Here is a 24320-nt window from a genome sequence, read left to right as displayed (position 1 = left end):
ATTTCCCAGTATGTAAGACCCCTTGAAGACGACGAGGTTGATAGGTTCGGGGTGGAAGCACAGCAATGTGTGGAGCTGACGAATACTAATCGGTCGAGGGCTTATCCTAAAACGTTTGCATGGACCCATACATCCGGCAGACAGCAGCTAATAAGGTTCAGCAAACCTAACTTTCGTATCCAGTTTTCAGGGCGCAATTTGCTTTGATCTGATTTATATTCCCTGATAGCTCAGTTGGTAGAGCACTCGACTGTTAATCGAGTTGTCACAGGTTCGAGTCCTGTTCGGGGAGCCATTATAGAGAGGTGTCCGAGTGGTCGAAGGAGCACGATTGGAAATCGTGTAGGCTCTAACCGGGTCTCGAGGGTTCGAATCCCTTCCTCTCTGCCAGTAAGGCCCGTTGGTCAAGTGGTTAAGACACCTCCCTTTCACGGAGGTAACAGGGGTTCGAGTCCCCTACGGGTCACCAAAAACTTTCTCTAAAAAAATGCTTGACACAAAACAATGACCTGTGATATGATATAAAGGTCGCTCAACACGGAGGCTTAGCTCAGCTGGGAGAGCATCTGCCTTACAAGCAGAGGGTCGGCGGTTCGATCCCGTCAGCCTCCACCATTTAAATAACAACGACGCGGGGTGGAGCAGCCCGGTAGCTCGTCGGGCTCATAACCCGAAGGCCGCAGGTTCAAATCCTGCCCCCGCAACCAAAAAAATCTTTACCTTTCGGAAGTTTCCGAGATTATGATGTGGAGCTGTGGTGTAGTGGCCCAACATGCCTGCCTGTCACGCAGGAGACCGCGGGTTCGAATCCCGTCAGCTCCGCCACTTAAACAACATCAGGCTCGGTAGCTCAGTCGGTAGAGCAGAGGACTGAAAATCCTCGTGTCGGCGGTTCGATTCCGTCCCGAGCCACCATTAATGTTGTACAAGCAATAACAAGTGAATATGCCGTTGTAGCTCAATTGGTAGAGCAACTGACTTGTAATCAGTAGGTTGGGGGTTCAAGTCCTCTCGACGGCACCACATGGAGGATTAGTGAAGTGGCTAAACACGGCAGACTGTAAATCTGCTCTCTCTGAGTTCGGTGGTTCGAATCCATCATCCTCCACCAGTTTACCTTAGGGGCATAGTTTAAAGGTAGAACAAAGGTCTCCAAAACCTTTGGTGTGGGTTCAATTCCTGCTGCCCCTGCCAATATAATATTTGAAGATGGCGGTCGTGGCGAAGTGGTTAACGCATCGGTTTGTGGATCCGACATTCGGGGGTTCAATTCCCCTCGATCGCCCCATTTTTCAAAAGAAAATTTTAAAAATGTTGGGGATTAGCCAAGCGGTAAGGCAACGGACTTTGACTCCGTCATTCTCAGGTTCGATCCCTGAATCCCCAGCCATTTATATGCGGAAGTGGCTCAGCGGTAGAGCATCGCCTTGCCAAGGCGAGGGTCGCGGGTTCGATTCCCGTCTTCCGCTCCATTAATTTGGCGCCATAGCCAAGTGGTAAGGCAGAGCTCTGCAAAAGCTCTACCCCCAGTTCGAGTCTGGGTGGCGCCTCCACAATTTTTACTGAAATAAGATATGTGCCCTTAGCTCAGCTGGATAGAGCGTTTGACTACGAATCAAAAGGTCAGGAGTTCGAATCTCTTAGGGCACGCCATATTTCTTATGAATGCCGATGTGGCGGAATGGCAGACGCGCGCGACTCAAAATCGTGAGGGAAACCGTGGAGGTTCGAGTCCTCTCATCGGCACCAAATTTTCTAACACAAACTCTTGAGATCAAATTGATCTTAAGAGTTTTTTTGTGTTTATTCTATATGATGAACAAGAAGGTTATGGCTTATTCCGAAGGATTTTGAATTTAGAATATTTTAAGAAAGCGCTTTAAATGGTAGTATTAGAGATGATCCGATATAAATGATAGGGGGAAAACGGAGGGTGAGATTCGGTAAATCGATAAGAACTCGTCTTATTATCGGATTTATGGCAGTTATGCTGCCGGTTGTCATTTATATGCTCATCAATAATAGCTACTCGCGCGATATCGTTCGAGAGAAGGTATCCGAGACCTATCGAAACACGCTCGATATATATGTCGGTCAGACGGACCACAATTTATCGCAAATCAATGATTATCTATACAAAATGTCAGTGCTTGATTCCGATGTTGGACTGCTTATGTCCTTTCCGATGGACAGTGACGGATACACGTTAACAAAAATAAGGATCGATTCCAAGCTGAACCGCGACGTTGGCGTCTATAATCTTATCGATACTATATTTTTGTATCACAAAAACGATATTATTTTCGGAACCGACAGTGTATATAATGATACGAAAAAAATAATCAAGTCCCATATGGATACAATGACGACGGAAGAAAACATGCTTCTGAATGATCAGCACACCTGGGAAGTTAGAGAGGATGAGCGGCTGCCGGGCAGGTTTTTTCTGATCAATTTCATTAAGGCATCAGAAGGGCTATATGTTGGAGCTATGATAAAAATACAGGATATTAACAAAATGCTATCTATTCAATGGAGCGACGGGGATATCGGTCATAATGGCATTTACCTGCTTGACGGGGACCGGATGGTGCAATCGTTAACAGAAAACCTCGCGCCGTTAGATTTGAGCTATAAAATATCGAAGAAGCCCTATGAATCTCTGACTGACCGAAAGACAGGAGATACCTATCTCGTGATGAGCAGGATGAGCGATATGGTCAATATTGCTTACCGTGTCGTGATACCGGAGGAGACGCTGCTTCGCAACCTATTATTTTTTAGAAATGCGACTTTATTCGCTCCAATTGGATTTTTAGCCATTTTACTTATTTATTTGTTTTTTATGAGGAACATGCTGTTTAAACCGCTGCATGAGCTGATTCTTGGGATGAAGAAAATTTCTCTAGGCATGCTGGACGTAAGGCTGAAGAAGAACAAATCGCTTGAATTTGAGTTTCTCGGAAATACGTTCAACGTCATGGCAGAGCAAATCAAGACTTTAAAAATCGATGTCTATGAGGAGCAGCTGCGCGTGAAGCAAGGAGAATTGAAGCAGCTTCAGGCGCAAATCAATCCCCATTTTTATATGAACAGCTTGAATATCATTTACAATCTTGCTGCGTTGAATGATACGGAAACGGTTAAAAAGATGTCGCTTCACCTTGCGGATTATTTCCGATTCATCATGAAAGCCAACCGGGATACAATTACGCTCAAGGAAGAGCTGATGCACATCGAAAACTACATGACGATTCAAAAAATCAGGTTTCCTGACAAGCTGCAATGCACATTTGAAGGAATGGACGCCATTCTAAATTACCCGATTGCTGCCTTGACCTTACAACCGTTTGTTGAAAATTCGATCATTCATGGATTCAAAAACAGGCGGCAGCTCTTCCAAATTAAAATAACGGCTGAAACGGACTCTGACTACGGATTTACGTTAACCATCTGCGATAATGGGGTTGGCTTCGATCCAGAGGTGCTGGAGAAGCTGCATAATAAGGAGCCGCTTCAGCAAGGGGAAACAAGCAGCCTAGGCATTATGAACGTTATGCATAGACTGCAGCTGCTTTATGGCGAGCGGACGTCGATTACATTCCGCAATCAATCGGAGGGCAGCGGGGCGATGGTCATTATCGTATTTCCTAAGCGAATGGAAGGGGTAAAAGCCGTTGTATAATTTATTGGTTGTAGATGATGAGGAGATCGCGATTCGAGGTATTGTAGAAGGAATAGATTGGTCCACGCTGCCGATTGCCAACATCTATACCGCGATTGATTCAGAAGAGGCGCAATCTTTGCTGACCTCGCACACGATACACATCATGCTTTCGGACATCGATATGCCGAATCAAAGCGGAATCGATTTGCTGGAGTGGGTTAATGAGCATTCTCCCTCAAGCGTGACAATCTTTCTAACTGGACATGCGGACTTTAAGTACGCGCAGCAGGCGGTTCAGCTGGGCAGCTTCGATTATTTGCTTAAGCCAATCGACCATAATGCGCTGAAAGCATGCGTGAATGAGGCATTGGCCAAGGTTCGCGATCTGGAGGAGCTTTCAAAAATCCGCGGGACGTACAGCCTATTTTACGAGCAATGGAGCAAGCAGCGTCCGATTTTAATCGAGCGTTTCTGGCAGGACGTCATACACTACCGGTTGTCGGCCGCGCCGCAGCAGCTTGAGTCCGCGATGCAAACCTATGCTTTACCGCTTCAAGCGGACAGCCTGATTCGCGTCGTCCTCATTAGCATCGAGCAATGGCGAGAAGAATGGTCGGCCCGCGATGAGGAAATTATGACGTATGGCATTAAAAATGCAGCTGAGGAGCTCGTGCTTCAGAGTGCTCCGGGGCAGATCGTGCAGGATGGCAGCGGTATTCTGTACGCGATATTTTATGGCTCACCGGAGGGGGAGGAGCAGTCCGCCGCCGATATTGCAGAGAGATGCAAAACTTTTATTCATCAGTGCAAAAGCATGCTTCATTGTCATCTCTCCTGTTATATCGGAGAGGCCGTGGCGGTTAAGCAGCTCCGCACCGGCGTACAGGCGCTGCTATCGCTTGAGCGCAGCAACGTAAGTAATACATGCGCGATTATTATAGAGCGTGACAATAAGCAGAAGCAGGGGCTGGGCGCACTCCAGCAGGCTCCCTTTTCCGATTGGGCGCTACTGCTGGAGTCAGGCAAGAGGGCCGAATTAGCGCTGCGGATTGACGAATGCTTCGACCAGATGCAGGAGAGTAAAGTCGATTATACGTACATGGCTTCGTTTTATTATGGTTTTATGAATATGCTGTTCCAATGGCTTAATAAAAAATCGGTGCAAATGACCGACGTATTCACAAATAGAGAGTGGGAGGCCGGCGAGAATGTTCTAAAATCATTAGCCCGGATGCGAGCATGGACGCAGCAATTGAGCAGTCAGGTAACGGAATACGCCAATCAGAACGGGAAAGACGTATCGCAGGTCGTGGATAAGGTTCAGCGCTATATGGAGGAGCATCTTGGCGAAGAGTTCAGCCGCGAGCAGGCTGCGGAATCGGTGTATTTGAACCCGGCTTATCTATCGCGCCTGTTCCGCAGGGAAACCGGCTATTCATTAACGGATTACTTGGTGAAAATACGAATAGCGAAGGCACGAATCATGCTGGAGAAAACCAATAACCGGGTCAGCGACGTTGCGATTAACGTAGGCTATGCCAACTTTTCGCACTTCTCCAAGCTATTTAAGAAGATGACCGGTTTGACGCCGCAGGAATATCGCAAAAAGTATCAGGATGTATGAGTGAGAAGTCACAGCACCGTTAATATGGTCACGGCGCCGACAGATGTCGGCGTCTTTTTTTTATACAATTAAGACAAGAGAAATGACTCAAAGCCTTAGAAAGAGGAGGAGGAAAGCGATGGCGGACCAGATGTCGGAAACGGTGACAACGGCCTATTTTCCAAAAATAAAAGCTAGGAAGACATCACATTTACTCATATTCCGCAAATATTGGATGTTCTATGTGATGATGCTCCCAGCCATCGTACTGCTTGTGTTTAACAACTATATTCCTATGTTCGGCATCATTATCGCGTTTAAAAGCATTAATTACGCGGACGGAATACTAGGAAGCGCATGGAACGGATTAACCAACTTCGAGTATTTGTTCAAAACTTCGGATGCATGGATTATTACGCGAAACACATTATTGTACAACTCAGGGTTCATTATATTGAATTTAATTTTTCCGCTGGCTTTTGCAATCATGCTAAATGAGATTCGCAGCAGATTCATAGCTAAGCTTCACCAGACGATCATGTTTCTTCCGTACTTCCTTTCCATGGTCGTAATCAGCTATCTCGTCTTCGGTTTCATGAGCGATGAGCACGGTTACTTGAACAGTTCCCTGCTTCCGGCATTTGGGCTTGAAAAGGTAAATTGGTATTTTACGCAGGAGGTATGGCCTTACGTCCTGCCGATCGTGAACACGTGGAAGAGCATGGGTTACTTTACCGTCATTTATATGGCTGCCATCATTGGCATCGACGATGAGTATTACGAGGCAGCTACCATCGATGGAGCAAGCAAGTGGAAGCAAATGACCAGCATTACGATTCCGCTCATTATGCCGGTGATCACGATTATGACACTGCTGCAGATCGGGAAAATATTCAATGCGGATTTCGGCTTGTTCTTCCAGGTGCCGAGAGAATCGGGCGTATTGTTCCCTGTTACGAATGTTATCGACACTTATGTTTACCGGACGTTTCTAACAGTAGGAGATATCGGCTTATCGTCCGCAGCGGGGCTGCTTCAGTCCGTCGTCGGCTTTACGCTGGTGTTTCTATCGAACTGGGTGGTGCGCCGCATCAACAAGGATAATGCTTTGTTTTAGCCGGTGCATAACAATCCGTCATTTTTTATGAAAAACTTATGGAGGTGAACCTATGGAAGCAGTCGAGAAAATATCGTCCGGGTCCAATCCAAAAAACCAATTGTCGATTCCGGCTTCTCTAGGCATCAATGTATTCTTTATTATTTATTCCTTGCTCTGCATTATACCGCTTGTCCTCATTGTAATGGTATCGATTTCCGATGAGGGAACGGTTCTGAGAGAGGGCTATCAATTCATTCCGTCCAAGCTGGATTTGGCAGCCTATCAGTTTTTGTTCAAGGATGCGACTCAAATTATTCGTTCCTACAGCATCTCCATACTCGTCACCATCGTGGGCACGACGCTTAGTCTCATCATTATGGCTCTTTATGCTTATCCGATCTCGAGGTCGGATTTCCCGCATGCCAAGTTTTTCACCTTCTTCGTCTTCTTTACGATGCTGTTCTCGGGCGGATTGGTTCCTTGGTACTTGGTATACGTACAAGTTCTGGATTTGAAGGATACGCTGCTTGCCCTTATTATGCCGCTTCTCGTGGCCGCTTTCTTCGTGCTTATTATCCGGACGTTCTTTATGGTGACGATTCCTGCAGCTGTCCTGGAGTCGGCCAAAATCGATGGTGCGGGAGAGCTGACTATTTTCGCCAAAATCGTCCTTCCGTTATCGCTTCCGGTACTGGCGACGGTCGCCCTTTTCCAGACGCTGACCTATTGGAATGATTGGTTTCTAAGCTTGGTGTTCATTACGAAGGATGGGAATATCACTGTTCAGTATTTGATGTATAAGACCATGCTGAACATTCAATTCCTTGCGAATAACAGCACCGCGGCAGCGGCCATTTCGGCAGCGGGCGGAACCTTTAAATTTCCGAGCGAGACGGTTCGCATGGCGATGGTAGTCGTCGGCATCGGTCCCATTATTTTCGCTTACCCGTTCTTTCAAAAGTATTTTGTTAAAGGCTTGACTGTCGGCGCCGTTAAAGGCTGATATCGCTGAAGCTGCTGCCGTTTGGCTGTAACCGGCAATGCCGGTTTAGCATATAAAACTTAATTCTTAAGGGAGGTCCACCCGCTATGAAGCAAGTTAAACAAAAGACATCCATGCTTCTCCTAATGATGCTGACCATCGTACTCATTGTGTCCGCATGCTCTGGAAACAACTCTAAAACCAATAACAATCCAGAGCCTGCAAAGGATTCCGCCGCAACGGAAGAGGAGCCGCCTGCATCAGATCTGAAGCCGTATAAAATATCGCTCGTATATCCGGGTACGCCTCAGACGGATGAGAAAAAAGTGGAAGATGCGCTTAATAAGCTGCTTACCGAAAAGATCAATGCAACGATCGACCTGATGCCAATAGATTGGGGCGCTTGGGATGATAAAATCAACCTCATGATCGCTTCCCGTGAAGAGGTTGACATTATATTTACCGCTCAATGGAACGGCCATGCGAATAATGTATCCAAAGGCGCTTTCCTTGAGCTTGGCGATCTGATCGATCAATATGGCAAGGGTATCGTGGATTCACTTGACCCTGCCTTCCTTGAAGGCGCAAAGATCAATGGCAAAAACTACGGCATACCGACGAATAAGGAGCTCGCTGCCGCAGGAGGTATCGTATACCGCAAAGACGTTACCGACGAGCTCGGCATCGATATGAGCAATGTGAAGACCCCTCAGGATTTGGACGCAGTCTATGCGGTAGTAAAAGCAAAAAGACCGGATTTAACTCCGCTTTATACGACAGCAGGCGTTTTTAACTCACATTTCTTCGCCAATTATGACTTCCTGGGCGATTCGACGATTCCAGGCGCAATTCTGAAGGACGAAGCCGGAACGACCGTAACGCCGACAGAGAAAATTGAACGCTACAAACAATATTTGAACCTCACACGCGATTATTTCAAAAAAGGTTATATTAACGCGGATGCTGCGACAACGCAGGTTTCTTCCGGAGATGCATGGAAGGCAGGCACCGTATTCTCCACAGTCGAGCCAATGAAGCCGGGCAAGGATGCTGAAATCGCAAGCGCTTCGGGTCTGACAGGCAAGCTGGCACAAATTATAATGACGGAAAAAACGGTTGCGACTTCCGAAACGGCTGGCTCGATGCTCGGCATTTCTTCTACTTCCAAGGATCCGGCCCGCTCTATGATGCTGATTAACCTGCTCCATACGGACAAAGAAATCAACAACCTGCTAAACTTCGGGATCGAAGGCGAGCACTATACACGTAACGGTGAAATCATTACCGCCACAGGCAGCACCGCGAATTATAACCCGGGCTCCGCTTGGATGTTCGGCAGCCAGTTCCTCAACTATGTATGGGATTCCGAGGATCCGGACAAATGGGCCAAATTCAAAGAGTTCAACCAAAACGCGAAGGTATCTCCCGCGCTTGGCTTCGTATTTAACAGCGAACCGGTAAAAGCTGAAGTTGGAGCACTCGCGAACGTTATCCGTCAATACCAAAGAGCGCTTGAAACGGGCTCGGTCGACGTTGATAAAATCCTTGCCGAGTACGAAGCGAAATTGAAGGATGCAGGTGTTGACAAGGTTATCGCCGAAAAGCAAAAACAATTTGATGAATTTCTGGCAAGCAAGTAAGCGAGAATGTCCCTGAAAATAACGTAAGCCCGCGTCTTGCATAAGGCTCGGGTTTTTCTTGCTTGCATTTTTTGATGAATTCTTTACAATTAGACTATTATTTAAAATTCAACATCCCATTAGGGGGCAAATCGAATATGACCCGAACGGTGAGCCATTTGATTCGCGCAAGGATGCTCCTGCTCGTCTGCTTATTTCTAATAAGCGCATGCTCTAATCAGACAGGCACGAATCGCCCGCTAAAAAACAGTGAAAGCAGCATGACATTAGGCAATGAAATTGAAAGCGCTTCAATAGGTTCAGGTGATAGCGGCGGGGTAAATGATGGCCCACTAGAAGCCTATACGTTAAAATTTGTATATACGGGATCGCCGCAAAAGGATGAGGAAGAAATAGAAGCGGCAATGAATGCGTATTTATTAAACAAAATCAACGCGAAAATTGATCTCATACCGGTTGATTGGGGACCGTGGGACGACAAAATCAACCTCATGATCGCATCGCGTGAGAAGGTCGATATCCTATTTACAGCGCAATGGAATAAGCATGCGGTCAATGTGTCGAAGGGCGCATTCTTAGAGATTGACGAGCTGCTGGAGCAGTATGGTCAAGGGATTCTGCAATCGCTAGATCCCGTGTTTCTAGCGGGTGCTAAGATCAACGGGAAAAATTATGCCGTTCCGACGAACAAGGAATTGGCCGGGCAAGGCGGCATTGTCTACCGGTCGGATATAGCAGATGAGCTTGGTATTGATATGTCCAAGGTCAAAACGATCGAAGATTTGGATGCGGTGTATCAAATCATCCTTACGAAAAAACCGGGTATGATACCTCTCTATATGAAGCAAGGCGAGACGTTTAATTCGCATTATTTCGGAAATTTCGATGCGCTGGGGGATACCTCAATTCCCGGCATCATTCTCAAGGATGAAGAAAGCACGAAGGTTTTGCCGGCCTACGAGGTTGACCGTTATGTGAATACGCTTCGCATGACGCGTCAGTTTTTTCAAAAAGGATATATAAATAAGGATGCGGCTACCAATCAGACGATGAACAACGACGCTTTAAGATCCGGAGATGTATTCTCCATTACAGCTGCATTAAAGCCAGGCAAGGATGAGGAACTGGCTATTCAGACTGGCCTTACCGGCAAGCTGGCACAGCTGGCATTAAATGTGAAGACGATTGCGACGTCTGAGACGGCGGGCTCCATGCTGGCTATTTCCACTACTTCGCAGGATCCTGCGCGCGCGATGATGTTTATCAATCTGCTCCATACGGACTCTTTCTTGAACAATTTGCTGAACTACGGCATAGAAGGCAAGCATTATTTGAAGGTTAACGAAAATGTAATCAAGCCGACCGAGCTTACGAAAGACTATCATCCAGGATCTAATTGGATGTTCGGCAATCAGTTTTTGAACTATGTCTGGGACACTGAGGACCCTGACAAATGGGATAACTTCAGAGAATTTAATCAAAATGCAAAGCTGTCTCCCGGACTTGGTTTCGTATTTGACGGATCAGCGGTCAGAGCCGAAATAGCGGCCGTCGTCAATGTCGACAGACAGTATCAAACCGCGCTGGAAACCGGGTCAGTCGATATCGATAAAGTTTTGCCGGAGTATACCGAGAAGCTGAAAGCGGCCGGTATCGATAAAATTGTTGCAGAGAAGCAGGCTCAATTCGATCAATTTCTTGCAAGCAAATAAAACAGCTTATAAGGTGCCGGCCAAGCGACAATCGCTAAGCCGGCACTTTTTGTTCGTTGTGACATGCTAGAGAGCGCTGGTACCAATGCAATACACGCAGGTTAGCGGTTTATAAGGGGGAAAGCCCGCTTTTTCCCCTGGAGGCGGGCTGCTGACTCGACCAAAGTCCAGTGCGGAAACCGCCGAAGGTCCGTTTTAGAAAGGTGAAAATTGCTCTAAACTAAGTACATAAGCAAGAGCAGCACACACTAGGCAATAAACGTAAAAGAAAATATTAATTGCTGAAAGGAGTTGAAATGAGAGATGAATGGAAAAAGCGCGTTAGGCGTACTGCTCGTAATTGTTGGCGGTATCGCGGTACTTAATTTTATCGGTATCCATTTCGGTGCTATATTCGGATTTTTGCTCCCGTTCATACTAATCGGTCTAGGTATTGTCGGTTGGATGAACAGCAAGAGATGGATTGGCGGCATACTTATCGTAATCGGCGGGATGATGGTTCTTAGCAAGCTCGGCGGCGTCATCTTGCTGCTTCTGGCAATCGGCTTGATTGCAGCCGGAGTGAGCCTCTTCAAGAAGAATAAACGCAGAGTTTATTAATTGCTGCGAGTGAACATATAAAGCATGGATTTAAGAAGCCGGTTTTGCATCGCAAAACGTTAAGGAGGACATGGAATGAGTATTATGAAGCGAGTGCGCGACATTACGGTCGCCACATTAAATGAACGGCTCGAGAAGACAGAGGATCCGGTTCGGATGATCGATCAATTCCTATGGTCAACAAGAGAAGATATTATACAGGCCGAGAAGCTTTACCAGCAGTACGCCGGCCATAGCAATCACCTAAAGGCACAATGGCTGTTAGCCGAAGAGCAGAAGGAACGGCGGGAGAATCAAGCGTTGACAGCTCTGAAAGCAGGCGAAGAGCAGCTGGCAAGAATCGCCTTGCATGAGAAGGCAAGCTGTGAAGAACGCTCGCTCCAGTATCGGGAGCTGTTCGAACAAAGCAGGCAAAATACGCTGGATCTTGAAGAGCAGCTGCGCGAGATGCGCAGTGAATACCAATCCGTATATGACAAACGTGAATATTATGCGGCCCGTATGGAATCGCTAAGGCTTCAGCAGCGGATGAACAACCGCTACAGCAGCGGGCTCGGTGAGCAAGGCATACAGTCGGGCTCCGTATTCAGAAGGCTGGAGGATCGTATTAGCGGCATGGAGCATGAAGCGAAGAGCTTGCGTGACATTCGCAGAATGGGGCAAGAATTCGTAACGGAAGCGGGCAATACCGTACAATCCGTTATAGAACGAGAGCTTGAGCAGTTGAAGCGAAAGCTTGAGAAAGAAGGATGGTCGTCTTGAAAAAACTGTATCGATCCACACGTGACAAGAAACTATTCGGTCTATGCGGCGGATTAGCGGAAATGTTAAACGTTGATGCGACACTGCTGCGGATTTTACTTATAGTTGTAACTATTTTTACAAGCGGTGCTGTTATTCTGATCTATATTATTGCAGGCTTGGTTGTGCCTAAGGAACCGCCGCTCTACTCTAACTTTGGCCCAAACGGCTACGGTAACGGTTATGGCGGAGGCTATAATCCCGGGTTTGGCCAACAAGCGCATTCACAATTCGGCGGTCCCTACAAAAACCCGCCGCAAGCGCCAGGCTCTTGGAATGCTCCAGGACCGGCACCCCAGCCTACAACATCAACACAATTCGACAGCATGATGGATGATTTGGAGAAGAAAGCACTGCGTCGTGAAATTGAAGAATTGAAAGCTAAAATTGCTAAATACGAGAAGGGAGAATTTTAATATGGGAATTTTCAAACGCATGAAGGATATGACGAAGGCATCGGTAAATGAGGCATTGGATAAACTTGAAGATCCGATTATTATGTTGAACCAATATTTGCGGGATATGGAGTCCGAAATTCATCAAGCAGAGGTTACGGTTGCTAAGCAAATGGCTAATGAGCGCCGCATGAAGCAGCGCCTTGAGGAGACTATACGCAGCGCGGCTGATCGTGAATCCAAAGCAGAAGCGGCTCTAAGAGCCGGGCAAGAAGAGCTTGCACGCAAGCTGCTGGAAGAGAAGCTGTATTTTGACCAGAAGGTAAGGGAATATGTTGACCTGCATGCACAGTCGAAGGCGCAAGCAGAGGAATTGATGCAGCAGCTGCACACGATGAAGGAGGAGTTCTACCAACTTCGCAACAAGCGAAATGAGCTGGCTTCCCGTGCTCAAGTAGCTAAAGCGCAAAAACAAATGGCGCAATTGACAGCGAACCACACGATCGACAGCGGCTCAGCTTCACGCGGTTTCTACCGTATGGAAGAGAAAATTATGCAGCTGGAAGCAGAAGCAGATGTTCTCCGCACGCCTTACACTTACAGCGGTGCGGCAAACAGCTTTAATGCAGCCGATGCCGAGAAGCAGATTAAGATTGATGAGCAGCTGCAAGCGCTGAAGAACAAGCTGAATCCGACAACTTCATTAACGAAGTCTTCAACTGAAGAATAGGATAAGGACAATGGATGAAGCGGACCGAATAACGGTCTGCTCTTTCCTGTGTTTTGTTAGATTGATAAGAAAATAGAGCTGCCGCTGTCGGTGACAGCTTATTTATTTTTCTAATTACATATGATGTAAATAAAGGTTAATATAGTACTTAGAAGGAAGTGAGCCGTATGGAGCAGGGCCATAGGAGGGACCAACCGCATCATGCGGCCCGCAGGCGCAATGCGACGGAAACGATATTGTGGCTGCTTATCATTATCAGCTTGGTTGTTATCGTATTGCATGGGATCGGTTACGTTGAGCTCTTTACGCTTCAGGGGAAATGGGCGGTTATCGGGCTGACCATCGTTGGAGCTGGCCTTGCAGCCGCAGCGCTGAACGGCTATTTACAAAACTCGAGACTGAAGGAATCGCTTAAGCGGCTGACCGAGCAGCAAAGAAAAAGCCGCTTTACCGTTACGTTAAGCAATAGCGAGACGACGGAAAATGAAATATCGGAGCAGGAGCAGGTTGATCCAATTTGGACAGAGAAGGTCAAATTTACGGCTGTGATCGAAGAGCGCCAGCGGCTTGCGCGCGAGCTGCACGATGCGGTAAGCCAACAGCTATTCGCAATCTCGATGACGGCGACGGCCGTTAGCAGGACGATCGAACGGGATTGGGAGCGGGCTAAACGTCAGGTACAGCTAATTGAAGAAATGGCGGCTGTCGCACAATCGGAAATGCGGGCTCTGCTGCTTCATCTCCGGCCCGTTCACTTGGACGGTAAAAATTTGGGGCAGGCGCTTACTGTTCTAGTGGATGAGCTGAAGCAGAAGGTGCCGATGACGATTACGCTCGAGGTGGATGACACCATTGTGCTTCCGCCGAATGCCGAGGATCATTTGTTCCGGATAGCGCAGGAGGCGTTATCGAATACGCTAAGGCATTCCAAAGCGGACAGTATGGATATTAAGCTGATTCGCGTGGGCAGCCAAGTGCACATGAGCGTTCAGGACAGCGGCATTGGGTTTGATCTTGAGGCTAAGAAGCAAACGTCCTACGGTCTGCTTACGATGGAAGAGCGTATAAACGAGCTGGGCGGATCATTGCAGATGATTTCGAAGCCTGGTGAAGGTACAGTTATTCATATTTGGGTTCCTGCGGATGGACTGCGGGACGCAAAAGCATAAGCCATAAAGTGAAAAATTTAATGAATAAATAAGGGCGGTGTAAGGTGTGGAGGCAATTGAGCAATTGAGTCAGCCGATAAAGGTTTTGCTGGTCGATGATCATGAAATGGTGCGAATCGGACTTGCAGCGGTGCTGGATACTGAGGATGGTATCGAGGTTGTCGGTGAAGCAAGCAACGGCATGGACGGCATTCGATTGGCACAGGCGTACAGACCAGACGTTGTTCTGATGGATTTAGTGATGGACGGCATGGATGGCGTCGAGACGACTGCTAAGCTGCTTGAGCTTTACCCTGAATGCAAGGTTATCGTATTAACGAGCTATTTGGATGACAGCAAGCTTTACCCGGTCATTGAAGCGGGCGCTTTCAGCTATTTGCTGAAAACGTCGCGTGCTACGGAAATCGCGGATGCGATTCGTGCCGCAGCGCGCGGACAATCGGTGCTGGAATCGCAGGTTGCGGCGAAAATGATGAATCGTTTCCGCCAGCCGAAGCAGAAGGAGCAAGCGCCGCTGCATGAGGAGCTGACGGACCGCGAGATGGATGTGCTCAAGCGGGTAGCGCAGGGACGATCCAATCAGGAAATCGCCGACGAGCTGTTTATAGGCATAAAAACGGTGAAATTCCATATTACGAATATTTTTAACAAGCTTGAAGTTGATGACCGTACGCAGGCGGCCATTTATGCCCATAAGCAAGGAATTGCGGATTAAAGGAAAATATACTTATGAATTTACATTAATTATTGATAATGCTGTATGGAACAGCTGGTCAATTTGATTAATATCGATTACGGGTACAGCTGAGCTTGCTGCAGCTGCGGAGGCTGCTTCCGTCCAAACGGCAGAGGCGAGCGGATTTTTTAGCTGCTGTAACAGCTCGCAGTCTGGGGCGGAGCGAATCGTAATTATTTTTGGATAAGCTGCATCCTTGAATCCTTCGACCAGAATAACATCCGCTTCGGACATTTGCGCAATGAGCTGCTCGAGCGATTCGGAACTTGCTTTCATGATCGCTGTGCGCGTCGAGGAGGTAATAGCTGTTATATCCGCTCCGGCGGCTTGATGCTTCCACGTATCGGTACCGGGATGATCGATCTGAAAATCATGCGCATCGCGCTTAATCGTACCAACCTTATATCCCGCTTGTTTAAAGCGCTCCGTTAACCGGCAAACCAATGTGGTCTTGCCGGTGTTTTTGTATCCGACGATTTGGACAATAAGCTGTATGTGTGATGCTGATGGCTGCATGGCGTTCTCCTTCTTCGTTTAGACGACCGTAATTGCCAATAGTTTAACATACATTGTAAAATAGATGCTGAATAAGCTGCGGGATCGGATAAGCCGGCGGCTATAGGAGCGGTGATGAAGATGGATAAGGCAAATGGTGGCGGAACGGAGAAGGCAGTAGAGAACGGATGGAATACCGGCAGCGGAGCCGGCGGAGCGCTAGGCCGGGAGCAGGCTGGCCGGTTTAACCGGAAAGCGGTGAAGGTTGAAGAAGCACAGCAGCGGGTGCTTGCTGCTGCGGATGGGCAGCGTCTCGGCAGTGAGCTCGTGCCGCTGCGGGCTAGCGGCGGCCGAAGGCTGGCGCAGACGATAGAGGCGTCAAGCGATTGGCCGCCCTTCGCGCGCTCGGGCCTCGACGGCTACGCTGTGCGCGCGGCGGATATAGCGGGAGCGTCGCCGGAGCAGCCGGCGGAGCTGCGCGTTGTTGATTCGGTGGCGGCGGGCGGAATCGCCCTTGCGGCCGTGCAGAAGGGCACTGCCGTGCGCATAATGACAGGCGCGGCTGTGCCGGAAGGGGCTGACGCGGTCGTGATGCTGGAGCAGACCGCGGATGCCATGCTGGCCGATGGCTCGCCGGCGGTGCTGATCAAGCGCGCCGGCACGGCCGGCCAGAACATTGCGCCCCGAGGCGAGGAATTTCGCCGCGGGAGCGCTTTGGCTGTGCCCGGCACGCTTGTACGGCCGGGCCATGTTGCGCTGCTCGGCACCTTCGGCTATGCCGAGGTGGCGGTGCATAAGCGCCCGCGCGTAGCGGTATTCGCGACCGGCAGCGAATTGCTGCCGGTTGAGGCGTCGCTCGCGCCGGGCCAGATCCGCGACAGCAACAGCTGTATGGTCGCGGCCATGATAGAGCAAAGCGGCGCTGAGCCGATCCTGTGCGGCTCGCTGCCGGACGAGCCTGCTGCGGTGGCAGCTGCGCTCGCCAGCGCGTGGGCAGATGCCGATCTGATCGTCACGACCGGCGGTGTCTCTGTAGGAGACTTCGATGTGATGTCAGACATTTTCCGCTCGATAAAGAACGGCAGTGAGACTAATGGACAGAATAGTCAATTATGTGACAGCAGCTTCCCGTCAGACGGACAGAATAGTCTATTCCGTTACAGCAGCTTCAAAACGGACGGTCATATTAATGAACCGGCGCGGGGATCAGCTGAAGGCAATGAGGCTCGTACAGCCAACAACGAAGCTGCAAGCCGCGTCTTATTCGACCGGGTAGCGATGAGACCCGGCAGTCCGACTTCGGCAGCGGTCATTGGAGGGAAGCTTCTGTTTGCTTTATCGGGGAATCCGGGAGCTTGCTTCGTTGGGTTTGAATTATTTGTTCGGCCAGCACTGCTGCGGATACAAGGCGTGAAGGAAGCACTTCCGCGAACTGTAAGGGCGCAGCTGCATACTGCGGTGGACAAGCCAAGCCCGCATGACCGCTTTGTACGCACACGCCTGATCAGCCGGTCGGACGGATGTTTGCTAGCCGATCCGCTTGCTTTCACCAAATCAAGCATGATGGCTTCAATCGCGGATGCCGAAGGGCTAGCCGTCATTCCTTCAGGCTCAAAGGGAGCTGAAGCGGGAGAGATCATTGAGGTCATCTTGATTCCATAGACAGTCACTTCGGATATGAATTGGAAAAAATGATTTTATATGGCAGGATATAACGGCAAGGTAGCCGAATATAAAACATACGCAGCATAATCTCGAGTACAGCCGGAATTAACTGCTGCTGCGCATAATATTTTAATCTGCAAGAACTACAAGCAACGATTGAGAATCAATCCAACATAGGGAAGCGGCCAGTAGGATTGCGTAGAGCTGTAATAAGCGGCATACGGCAAGGTGGCCGCTAATTTTGGTTGGAGCAGATCAACAGCCCTTTGCTGCTCGACGTACGCGAGGGCATGCTTAAGCCCGTTCAGCAAACCGTCTGCTCCCAGCAAGAGCCTCTGCACACGCTGAGTCTCATTTGCGAGTAAGGGCATTGACCAAGCTGTGAAAGCATCATCCCCCTTATGTGAGTCTTTCGTGATTAACGACCGACGAGAACGTACACGCTCGCCGGTCTTACTGGAATCTGCTGGAACCTTAACAGAAGGCAGCATGTCAATGGAGTCAATGGTCCATTTGCCGCCTTGCGTACTGCGGCGCAGTCCTAGCTCCTGAGCAGCAGGATGCCGCAGAGCCAGCTCGATGCTGCTCCAGAGCTCGGGCTTTAAATCGTCAGCATGCTGCTTGTAATGCGATTCCCAATGATTGAGCATATTAGTAAGGTCATCTAGACTATCAGCCGGGGGCTTGCCTGTTTTCAACTGGCTGCTGATTCTCCAGGTTAGCTGATCAATCTCGCATTGAGCCCGCTTTGCAGTCTGTACCCAGGCTGCTGCACTGTTCGCAGCTTGCACATAAATGCGGTTCCAATCATTGCCGTTCCCTTGAGCCAGCTGAGGCTCGCCATCGCGATAAGGGTAATAAGCGTACGGACTTACAGCTTGTACCGGCACGTAAGCAGCTGTCCGTTCAATGCGCCGAATGGAGCTTATGTATGAGGCCATAAGCAACTCCTCTCCGCATGCAAGGATGGGTGGATTGTCAGCATACTATATCGGGATTAAAAAGGTTGGCGAAACCTGTCATTGCATTTATAAAAATTAGAGAGCGGCGACTTTTCGCCAAATTCGCCGCATTGTCTTTTACAGCAAGAGAAACAGAAATGCGACGAGGGCAAAATCAAGTGCCAGCGCTCCACCCCATGGATAATAAGGATCCGGCCCATAGTAATAGGGATCATAAGGGTAGGATTGCGTTTGTGCATGCGGCTGCCCTGACTTATGAGCTATCTCAGTTGTACCTTTACCGCCCTTTTTCTTTTTTGAAACCTTGGGCTGTACCTGTGTTACATTTGCCTCTACGCTGCCTGCTTCTGCGTTAAGCAGCAATTTACCGCCTCCGCAGGAGCTAAGTATGCCAACATGCCTACTGCCGTCATTCATTACCGCGCATACCGGATAACCGCAATACCGGTTAACGACTTCCTCATGTAACGGAAAAATAGGTTCCATTTGCTAAAGACACCTCCTGCAAAATTAATCTTCCTGCAACCAGCGTATTCACCTACAGGCTAATATGTATGGATGTTTGCCCATTCTGCGAGGACAGGAGCGAAAAATCATGTACATTCCGAAAAAGATGCCGCCCGTAAGTCATCGATTATCGGCGAGGCAGCGTGCCAAGCAAACGAAGGCCGGCGTCATTGCTGCGCTGATCGTTATTTTGCTAAGCGCATCATGGGCGATGTGGCAGGCGGACAGGGCGCCGCGGGATGCTGCGCCGGCAGAACAGATGCTTCAGCACGATTTGCAGGAGCTGTGGCTGTGGAGCGATAATCTGATGAAAAGCGGCTCGAAGGGAGCGGAGTGGACGATCAGATGGAATGTGACAGGCAAGGACGGAGCAATGAAGGAGCTTGTACAAAAGCTCTTTACAGATGAGCAGGGGAAGGCCATTAATAATCTTGAGCAAAATGAGGGGAAAACGGTTAGCGGAGCCATTCCAGCTTACAGCGGCCGTATTTCAATTAACCTCGTCCAGTCGGATGGACAACGCGAGCAGCTTATGGTTTTACTTGAGGCAAGCGGTTTACAGCTGCTTAACAAAAATGTGCTGTTTAAGGCGACTGCTGACATCTCGGAGCAGATTGCTTTCATTTCCCCGGCGTTTACCAGCAGTTTGAAAGTACAAGGCTATACGGGACATGATCAGACGATCAACCGAATGGTGAAGCTGACAAATGCAAGATCGGTTGACCGTTATGAGGACGGCGGAACGATCAGCGAAACGTTTTTTACGCGCATGCTGCAATCTGCAATTTTTGTCGAAAACGGGAAATCTGCGAATATTCAAATTGCGCTGCATAAAGATACAAATTCCAAAAATACCGAATTAACGATCGGAATACCTGTAATTAGTGGAGAATACAGCGTTTTCAAGGCGGAAAGCCCTTAAATTGCATGATCTGATTAGTATAAGTAACGGATCTTATCAGTATTTTTTATGGCCTGTTGAATAGCGAATTAAAGTCGAATATGCTAAACTACATATCATGTAAAGCTGTATAAAATACATAAGGAAAGAATGAGGCAAATGACCTATACAAATAATCTTGATTCCGTATCCGCAGAGGGAGCAGTATATTACCTGTTCGGAGCAACTGGCGATTTGGCTCGGCGCAAGCTATTTCCAGCCCTTTTCAGTTTATATAAAGAAGGCAAACTTTCGGAAAATTTTGCTGTCGTTGGTCTAGCTAGACGTCCGCGGTCAAATGAACAATTCCGTTCGGATCTGTATGAATCCATTGTAGAATTTTGTCGTTACAAAGCGGACGATACCGAACTTTGGAATCGTTTTGCAGAACATTTCGTTTACATGTCGCTTGATATTAACGATGTCGAAGGCTTCCGCGAGCTTAGCAAATTGTCGGCGCAATTGGATGCGAAGTTTGAGATCCCGGGCAACCGTCTGTTTTATCTGGCTCTTGCGCCTTCGCTATTCGGACCGGTATCGTTCAACCTGCGCGACGGCGGCTTGCTGGAGTCAAACGGTTGGCACCGCGTCGTAATCGAGAAGCCTTTCGGCTACGATCTGCCATCGGCTCAGAAGCTGAACGAGCAAATCAACCAAGTTTTCAAGGAAGAAGAAATTTACCGTATTGACCACTACCTCGGTAAAGAAATGGTCCAAAACATTCAAGTGATTCGATTTGCTAATGCATTTTTTGAGCCATTGTGGAATAATAACCATATTGCGAACGTGCAAATCACGTTGTCCGAAACGGTTGGCGTAGAGGATCGCGGAGGTTATTATGACAAATCGGGCGCATTGCGCGACATGGGCCAAAACCATATGCTGCAAATGCTGACAATGATCGCTATGGAGCCGCCTAGCCGCTTGCACGGAGAAGATATTCGTGACGAGAAGGTTAAGGTGCTTCGCTCGCTGCGCAACTACACTTCCAGCGATGAAGTACGCTCCAACGTTGTCCGCGGTCAATACAGTGAAGGCAATCATCATGGCAAAGAGCTTACCGGCTATCGTCAAGAGGATTCGGTTAATGAGGAATCCACGACCGAAACTTATTTTGCCGCAAAAGTATTCGTTGATAATTTCCGCTGGGCAGGCGTTCCTTTCTACATTAGAACGGGCAAACGTCTACCTGTAAAAACGACGGAAGTCGTCATTGAATTCAAATCGATGCCGCAAAATGTTCTGTTCGCACAGCGTCATGATTTGGCTCCAAACCTGCTCGTTATTCGCGTAAACCCGCTTGAGGGCATATATATTAAAGTAAATGCAAAAACACCGGGCGAGAACAATTCCGTTCAGCCGGTAGCGATGGAATTTTGTCAAAGCTGCCAAATCGGCTTGAATACGCCGGAAGCTTACGAGCGTCTCATTCATGATGCAGCACGCGGCGATTCCACGTACTTCACGCGTTGGGACGAGGTTTCCCAAGCATGGGCATTCGTTGACCGCATTGCGCAGGCTTGGCGTGAAGAGAAAAGCGATTTGCAGCTATATCCTGCTGGATCATGGGGTCCGGATGCAGCGAATCAGCTGCTTGAAGAGGATGGCTTCCATTGGTGGCCGGTTAACGGCCAAGAGGAAGATAACGTCATTTGGGTGTCGAACAGCGGGAAATAAGCGCTGCCGTATACCTTACGTAATGAAGGGAAGGCAAGCATGAGCCAATCGTTAAGTGAAGAAATTAAACAGGAAATAGATAAGCGCCGTACGTTTGCGATCATATCTCACCCTGATGCAGGGAAAACAACCCTAACTGAGAAGCTCCTCCTATTCGGAGGAGCCATTCGGCTTGCAGGGTCAGTCAAGGCGCGCAAAGCGAGCCGTCACGCAACTTCCGACTGGATGGAAATTGAGAAGCAGCGGGGGATCTCGGTAACGTCCAGCGTTATGCAGTTCGATTATTTGGGACACCGCGTCAACATTCTCGATACGCCTGGTCACCAAGATTTCAGTGAGGACACGTATCGTACGCTAACCGCGGCCGACAGCGCCGTCATGCTTATCGACGTTGCCAAAGGCGTGGAGGCACAGACGATCAAGTTGTTCCAGGTTTGCCGTAAGCGCGGCATTCCCATTTTTACATTTATCAATAAGCTGGACCGTGAAGGGCAAAGTCCATTCGAACTGATGGAAGAGCTGGAGCGGGTACTCGGAATACGCGCTGTGCCAATGAACTGGCCGATCGGCATGGGACGCGAGCTATGCGGTGTTTATGACCGCATGAAGACGCAGGTTGAGCTGTTCCAAGGCAATGACCATTCCACGATCGAGGTGCGTCCTGTCAGCGACTATAATGATCCGGTAATCCGTGAGATGGCAGGGGATTATTTGACCGATCAGCTCATTGGAGATCTTGAGCTGCTTGATGTTGCAGGCGATCCATTTGATTTCGATAAGGTGCAGGCCGGCGAGCTTACGCCGCTGTTCTTCGGAAGCGCGGTCAATAACTTCGGCGTGCAGACGTTTCTCGAAAACTTCCTGCAGCTTGCGCCAAAGCCAACATCACGGATTAGCACAACAGGTGAGATTGACCCGACGAATGAGAAGTTCACGGGTTATGTGTTCAAGATTCAAGCGAATATGAATCCGGCACATCGCGACCGTATCGCATTCCTCCGAATTTGCTCCGGTAAATTCGAAAGAGGCATGAGTGTCCGTCATGTGCGTAACGGCAAAGATATCAAGCTGGCACAACCGCAGCAATTTCTAGCGCAGGACCGCGATATTGTAGATACCGCTTATCCGGGAGATATTATCGGATTGTTTGATCCGGGTATTTTCCGAATCGGCGATTCTTTATCGCAAGGCGGCGAAGTCGTATTCGATGAACTGCCGACGTTCTCACCGGAAATTTTCTCTAAGGTAACGGTTAAAAACGCGCTGAAGCATAAGCAATACCAGAAGGGCCTCGACCAGCTTACGGAGGAGGGCACCATTCAGGTGTTTCATTCTACGGGCAACTTCGACGAGACGATTCTCGGCGTAGTCGGCCATTTGCAATTTGAAGTATTCGAGCATCGGATGAGGGCGGAGTACGGCGTAGAGATCCAGCTGCACAGGATGCAGTTCCAATTCGCCCGCTGGATCGTCGACGACAATATCGACCCTAGCAAATTCCGTATTAATACGACGCTTGTGAAGGACAAGAAGGGCAACTATGTCGTCTTGTTCGAGAATGAATATGCGATGCGTACGGCAATAGACAAAAATCCGACGTCTAAGTTTCTGGAAACCGCGCCTTAAGGGTAGGGATATAGGCAAGTGAAAGCATCCTCAGCCAATCGCGCAGAAGCGCATGCGGCTGAGGATGCTTTTGCTTCCGGCAGGATGAATTTCTGTGCTTAAAATAAATCTTTACCCGTATAATAAATGGATAAAAAATGATAGGTGGCTAGTCATTCATGAAAACAATCATGTTCACCGGGGGAGGCTCAGCCGGACACGTTACTGTTAACATGGCCTTGATCCCGCGATTTTTGGAAGAGGGCTGGTCAGTCCAATATATCGGGTCGGAGAGCGGTATTGAGAGACAGCTTATCGCGACGATTCCGCAGGTCAAGTATTTTCCGATATCGACGGGCAAGCTGAGAAGGTACATGGACATTCAAAACATTAAGGACCCGTTCAAGGTGGTAAAAGGGCTTTATCAGGCATATCGGCTCATTAAGACGAATAAGCCCAATGTTATTTTTTCCAAAGGCGGCTTCGTTTCCGTACCGGTCGTCATTGGCGCATGGTTAAACAAAGTGCCGCTGCTCATTCATGAATCGGATTTAACGCCGGGTCTGGCCAACCGGATATCGATTCCGTTCGCTTCCGGCGTGTGCACGACCTTTCCCGAAACGGGAAGCATGCTGAAGGCAGACAAAAGCAGGCATGTCGGGGCGGTCATACGCGAGGAAGTGAAGCAGGGCAACGCCGACCGCGGCAGAGAATTTTGCGGGTTTACGAAGAGCAAACCGGTTATTCTGATTATGGGCGGAAGCTTGGGCGCGCGTAAAATCAATCAGACCGTAAGGCAAGCCCTATCAAACCTCACGAAGCAATTTCAAATCGTTCATTTATGCGGTAAAAACCAAGTTGATCCTTCGATCGATGAATCTGGCTACAAGCAATTTGAATATGTGAATGAGCAGCTGCCTGATGTTTTGGCGATGACGGATCTCGTCGTTTCCCGTGCAGGCTCGAATTCCATCTTTGAGTTTCTGTCCTTAAAAAAGCCGATGCTGCTCATACCGCTCACGAAGGAGCAGAGCCGGGGCGACCAAATTTTGAATGCGCAATCCTTTGAAAAGTCAGGTTATGCCGACGTTCTGTACGAAGAGCAGCTGACTGCGGGTACGTTGACGGAGAGCGTTCTACGATTGTACGAAAACCGCAAAGGTTATGTCGACAGGATGAATATGAGCGAGGATGCGAATGCGTTGACCGCCGTTTTCGATTGGATTAACGAAATTGCCAAGCGGTAATTTAACTTAAAAGTTTAACAGGAATAAAAGTAAGATAACATAAGCGATCCAGAGCGTGGCAAAGACGTTCCGGATCGTTTTTTTTGTT

General features: G+C 48.7%; 20 protein-coding genes, 16 tRNA genes and 1 rRNA gene. 34 read left to right on the top strand and 3 right to left on the bottom strand.

The genetic code is table 11. From position 1 onward, the window contains the following. The 29 genes from AC0YNZ_RS19165 to AC0YNZ_RS19025 form a co-directional block, all read left to right on the top strand. Positions 1 to 109: ribosomal RNA gene (locus tag AC0YNZ_RS19165) — 23S ribosomal RNA — on the top strand; the annotation flags it as partial. 110 nt (positions 110 to 219) lie between these two features. Then, positions 220 to 295 (top strand) — tRNA-Asn (locus AC0YNZ_RS19160). Between the two features lie 4 nt (positions 296 to 299). Beyond that, a tRNA-Ser gene (locus AC0YNZ_RS19155) sits at positions 300 to 390 on the top strand. Between the two features lie 4 nt (positions 391 to 394). Continuing rightward, positions 395 to 469 (top strand) — tRNA-Glu (locus AC0YNZ_RS19150). Between the two features lie 70 nt (positions 470 to 539). Then, positions 540 to 615, top strand: a tRNA-Val gene (locus AC0YNZ_RS19145). A 15-nt stretch (positions 616 to 630) separates the two neighbouring features. Next, a tRNA-Met gene (locus tag AC0YNZ_RS19140) sits at positions 631 to 707 on the top strand. Between the two features lie 41 nt (positions 708 to 748). Beyond that, positions 749 to 825: transfer RNA gene (locus AC0YNZ_RS19135), tRNA-Asp, on the top strand. A 14-nt stretch (positions 826 to 839) separates the two neighbouring features. Next, positions 840 to 915: transfer RNA gene (locus AC0YNZ_RS19130), tRNA-Phe, on the top strand. Between the two features lie 32 nt (positions 916 to 947). Then, a tRNA-Thr gene (locus tag AC0YNZ_RS19125) sits at positions 948 to 1023 on the top strand. Positions 1024 to 1026: 3 nt separating this feature from the next. Then, positions 1027 to 1111: transfer RNA gene (locus AC0YNZ_RS19120), tRNA-Tyr, on the top strand. Between the two features lie 9 nt (positions 1112 to 1120). Then, positions 1121 to 1194: transfer RNA gene (locus AC0YNZ_RS19115), tRNA-Trp, on the top strand. Positions 1195 to 1212: 18 nt separating this feature from the next. Further along, positions 1213 to 1288 (top strand) — tRNA-His (locus AC0YNZ_RS19110). 27 nt (positions 1289 to 1315) lie between these two features. Then, positions 1316 to 1390 (top strand) — tRNA-Gln (locus tag AC0YNZ_RS19105). 7 nt (positions 1391 to 1397) lie between these two features. Next, positions 1398 to 1472, top strand: a tRNA-Gly gene (locus AC0YNZ_RS19100). Positions 1473 to 1479: 7 nt separating this feature from the next. After that, positions 1480 to 1553: transfer RNA gene (locus AC0YNZ_RS19095), tRNA-Cys, on the top strand. Positions 1554 to 1576: 23 nt separating this feature from the next. Continuing rightward, positions 1577 to 1653 (top strand) — tRNA-Arg (locus AC0YNZ_RS19090). A 14-nt stretch (positions 1654 to 1667) separates the two neighbouring features. After that, positions 1668 to 1749, top strand: a tRNA-Leu gene (locus tag AC0YNZ_RS19085). A gap of 184 nt (positions 1750 to 1933) precedes the next feature. Next, positions 1934 to 3685 (top strand): sensor histidine kinase, encoded by a 1752-nt coding sequence (locus AC0YNZ_RS19080; protein WP_475828113.1) that lies wholly within the window; start codon positions 1934 to 1936, stop codon positions 3683 to 3685. After that, positions 3678 to 5291 (top strand): response regulator, encoded by a 1614-nt coding sequence (locus AC0YNZ_RS19075; protein WP_475828112.1) that lies wholly within the window; start codon positions 3678 to 3680, stop codon positions 5289 to 5291. The genes AC0YNZ_RS19080 and AC0YNZ_RS19075 overlap by 8 nt, the downstream gene beginning before the upstream one ends. A 118-nt stretch (positions 5292 to 5409) precedes the next feature. Further along, a complete protein-coding gene (locus tag AC0YNZ_RS19070; protein WP_475828111.1) occupies positions 5410 to 6387 on the top strand; it encodes an ABC transporter permease in 978 nt (325 codons plus the stop codon). A gap of 52 nt (positions 6388 to 6439) precedes the next feature. Continuing rightward, positions 6440 to 7372: a carbohydrate ABC transporter permease gene (locus AC0YNZ_RS19065; RefSeq protein WP_475828110.1), complete on the top strand. Its 933-nt coding sequence runs from the start codon at positions 6440 to 6442 to the stop codon at positions 7370 to 7372. An 86-nt stretch (positions 7373 to 7458) separates the two neighbouring features. Then, complete coding sequence (locus AC0YNZ_RS19060; protein ID WP_475828109.1) at positions 7459 to 8991, top strand: ABC transporter substrate-binding protein; 1533 nt, start codon at positions 7459 to 7461, stop codon at positions 8989 to 8991. A 137-nt stretch (positions 8992 to 9128) separates the two neighbouring features. Continuing rightward, the gene (locus tag AC0YNZ_RS19055; RefSeq protein ID WP_475828108.1) at positions 9129 to 10703 is read left to right on the top strand and encodes an ABC transporter substrate-binding protein; all 1575 of its coding nucleotides are present in this window, start codon (positions 9129 to 9131) and stop codon (positions 10701 to 10703) included. A 303-nt stretch (positions 10704 to 11006) separates the two neighbouring features. Beyond that, complete coding sequence (locus tag AC0YNZ_RS19050; protein WP_475828107.1) at positions 11007 to 11303, top strand: LiaF transmembrane domain-containing protein; 297 nt, start codon at positions 11007 to 11009, stop codon at positions 11301 to 11303. Positions 11304 to 11378: 75 nt separating this feature from the next. Then, entirely contained in the window at positions 11379 to 12065 is a 687-nt protein-coding gene (locus tag AC0YNZ_RS19045) for a PspA/IM30 family protein (RefSeq protein ID WP_475828106.1), read from the top strand. After that, positions 12053 to 12520 carry a PspC domain-containing protein gene (locus AC0YNZ_RS19040; RefSeq protein ID WP_475828105.1) on the top strand — a complete coding sequence of 156 codons (468 nt, stop codon included), beginning with the start codon at positions 12053 to 12055 and terminating at the stop codon, positions 12518 to 12520. Before AC0YNZ_RS19045 ends, AC0YNZ_RS19040 begins: the two co-directional genes overlap by 13 nt. A 1-nt stretch (position 12521) precedes the next feature. Next, positions 12522 to 13229, top strand: a complete 708-nt coding sequence (locus AC0YNZ_RS19035; RefSeq protein ID WP_475828104.1) for a PspA/IM30 family protein — start codon at positions 12522 to 12524, stop codon at positions 13227 to 13229. A gap of 167 nt (positions 13230 to 13396) precedes the next feature. Continuing rightward, positions 13397 to 14398: a sensor histidine kinase gene (locus tag AC0YNZ_RS19030; RefSeq protein WP_475828103.1), complete on the top strand. Its 1002-nt coding sequence runs from the start codon at positions 13397 to 13399 to the stop codon at positions 14396 to 14398. A 64-nt stretch (positions 14399 to 14462) separates the two neighbouring features. Next, positions 14463 to 15113 (top strand): response regulator transcription factor, encoded by a 651-nt coding sequence (locus tag AC0YNZ_RS19025; RefSeq protein WP_110774413.1) that lies wholly within the window; start codon positions 14463 to 14465, stop codon positions 15111 to 15113. A gap of 12 nt (positions 15114 to 15125) precedes the next feature. Here AC0YNZ_RS19025 and mobB read toward each other — a convergent pair whose 3' ends face one another. Further along, a complete protein-coding gene (mobB, locus tag AC0YNZ_RS19020) occupies positions 15126 to 15650 on the bottom strand; it encodes a molybdopterin-guanine dinucleotide biosynthesis protein B (RefSeq protein WP_475828102.1) in 525 nt (174 codons plus the stop codon). Between the two features lie 120 nt (positions 15651 to 15770). Between mobB and AC0YNZ_RS19015 the strand changes: the two genes are divergently transcribed. After that, on the top strand, positions 15771 to 17291 hold the full coding sequence (locus AC0YNZ_RS19015; RefSeq protein ID WP_475828101.1) for a molybdopterin molybdotransferase MoeA: 1521 nt from the start codon (positions 15771 to 15773) through the stop codon (positions 17289 to 17291). 146 nt (positions 17292 to 17437) lie between these two features. Here AC0YNZ_RS19015 and AC0YNZ_RS19010 read toward each other — a convergent pair whose 3' ends face one another. Together AC0YNZ_RS19010 and AC0YNZ_RS19005 are read right to left on the bottom strand one after the other, a co-directional pair. After that, the gene (locus AC0YNZ_RS19010) at positions 17438 to 18235 is read right to left on the bottom strand and encodes a hypothetical protein (RefSeq protein WP_475828100.1); all 798 of its coding nucleotides are present in this window, start codon (positions 18233 to 18235) and stop codon (positions 17438 to 17440) included. A gap of 138 nt (positions 18236 to 18373) precedes the next feature. Further along, the gene (locus tag AC0YNZ_RS19005) at positions 18374 to 18742 is read right to left on the bottom strand and encodes a hypothetical protein (protein WP_475828099.1); all 369 of its coding nucleotides are present in this window, start codon (positions 18740 to 18742) and stop codon (positions 18374 to 18376) included. 109 nt (positions 18743 to 18851) lie between these two features. On the opposite strand from AC0YNZ_RS19005, the gene AC0YNZ_RS19000 reads away from it, so the two are divergent. From AC0YNZ_RS19000 to AC0YNZ_RS18985, 4 genes are all read left to right on the top strand, one after another. Then, positions 18852 to 19685, top strand: coding sequence for a YwmB family TATA-box binding protein (locus tag AC0YNZ_RS19000; RefSeq protein ID WP_475828098.1), 834 nt, complete (start codon positions 18852 to 18854; stop codon positions 19683 to 19685). A gap of 138 nt (positions 19686 to 19823) precedes the next feature. Then, positions 19824 to 21380, top strand: coding sequence for a glucose-6-phosphate dehydrogenase (gene zwf / locus AC0YNZ_RS18995; RefSeq protein WP_110774407.1), 1557 nt, complete (start codon positions 19824 to 19826; stop codon positions 21378 to 21380). Positions 21381 to 21419: 39 nt separating this feature from the next. Next, complete coding sequence (locus tag AC0YNZ_RS18990) at positions 21420 to 23006, top strand: peptide chain release factor 3 (protein WP_475828097.1); 1587 nt, start codon at positions 21420 to 21422, stop codon at positions 23004 to 23006. Between the two features lie 158 nt (positions 23007 to 23164). Continuing rightward, positions 23165 to 24232, top strand: a complete 1068-nt coding sequence (locus tag AC0YNZ_RS18985; RefSeq protein WP_475828096.1) for an undecaprenyldiphospho-muramoylpentapeptide beta-N-acetylglucosaminyltransferase — start codon at positions 23165 to 23167, stop codon at positions 24230 to 24232. Positions 24233 to 24320: the final 88 nt, after the last annotated feature.

The organism is Paenibacillus sp. J2L1-98 (assembly GCF_056269405.1).
Note: the sequence above shows the minus strand (reverse complement) of the source record. Positions and strands in the feature narration are given on the sequence as shown.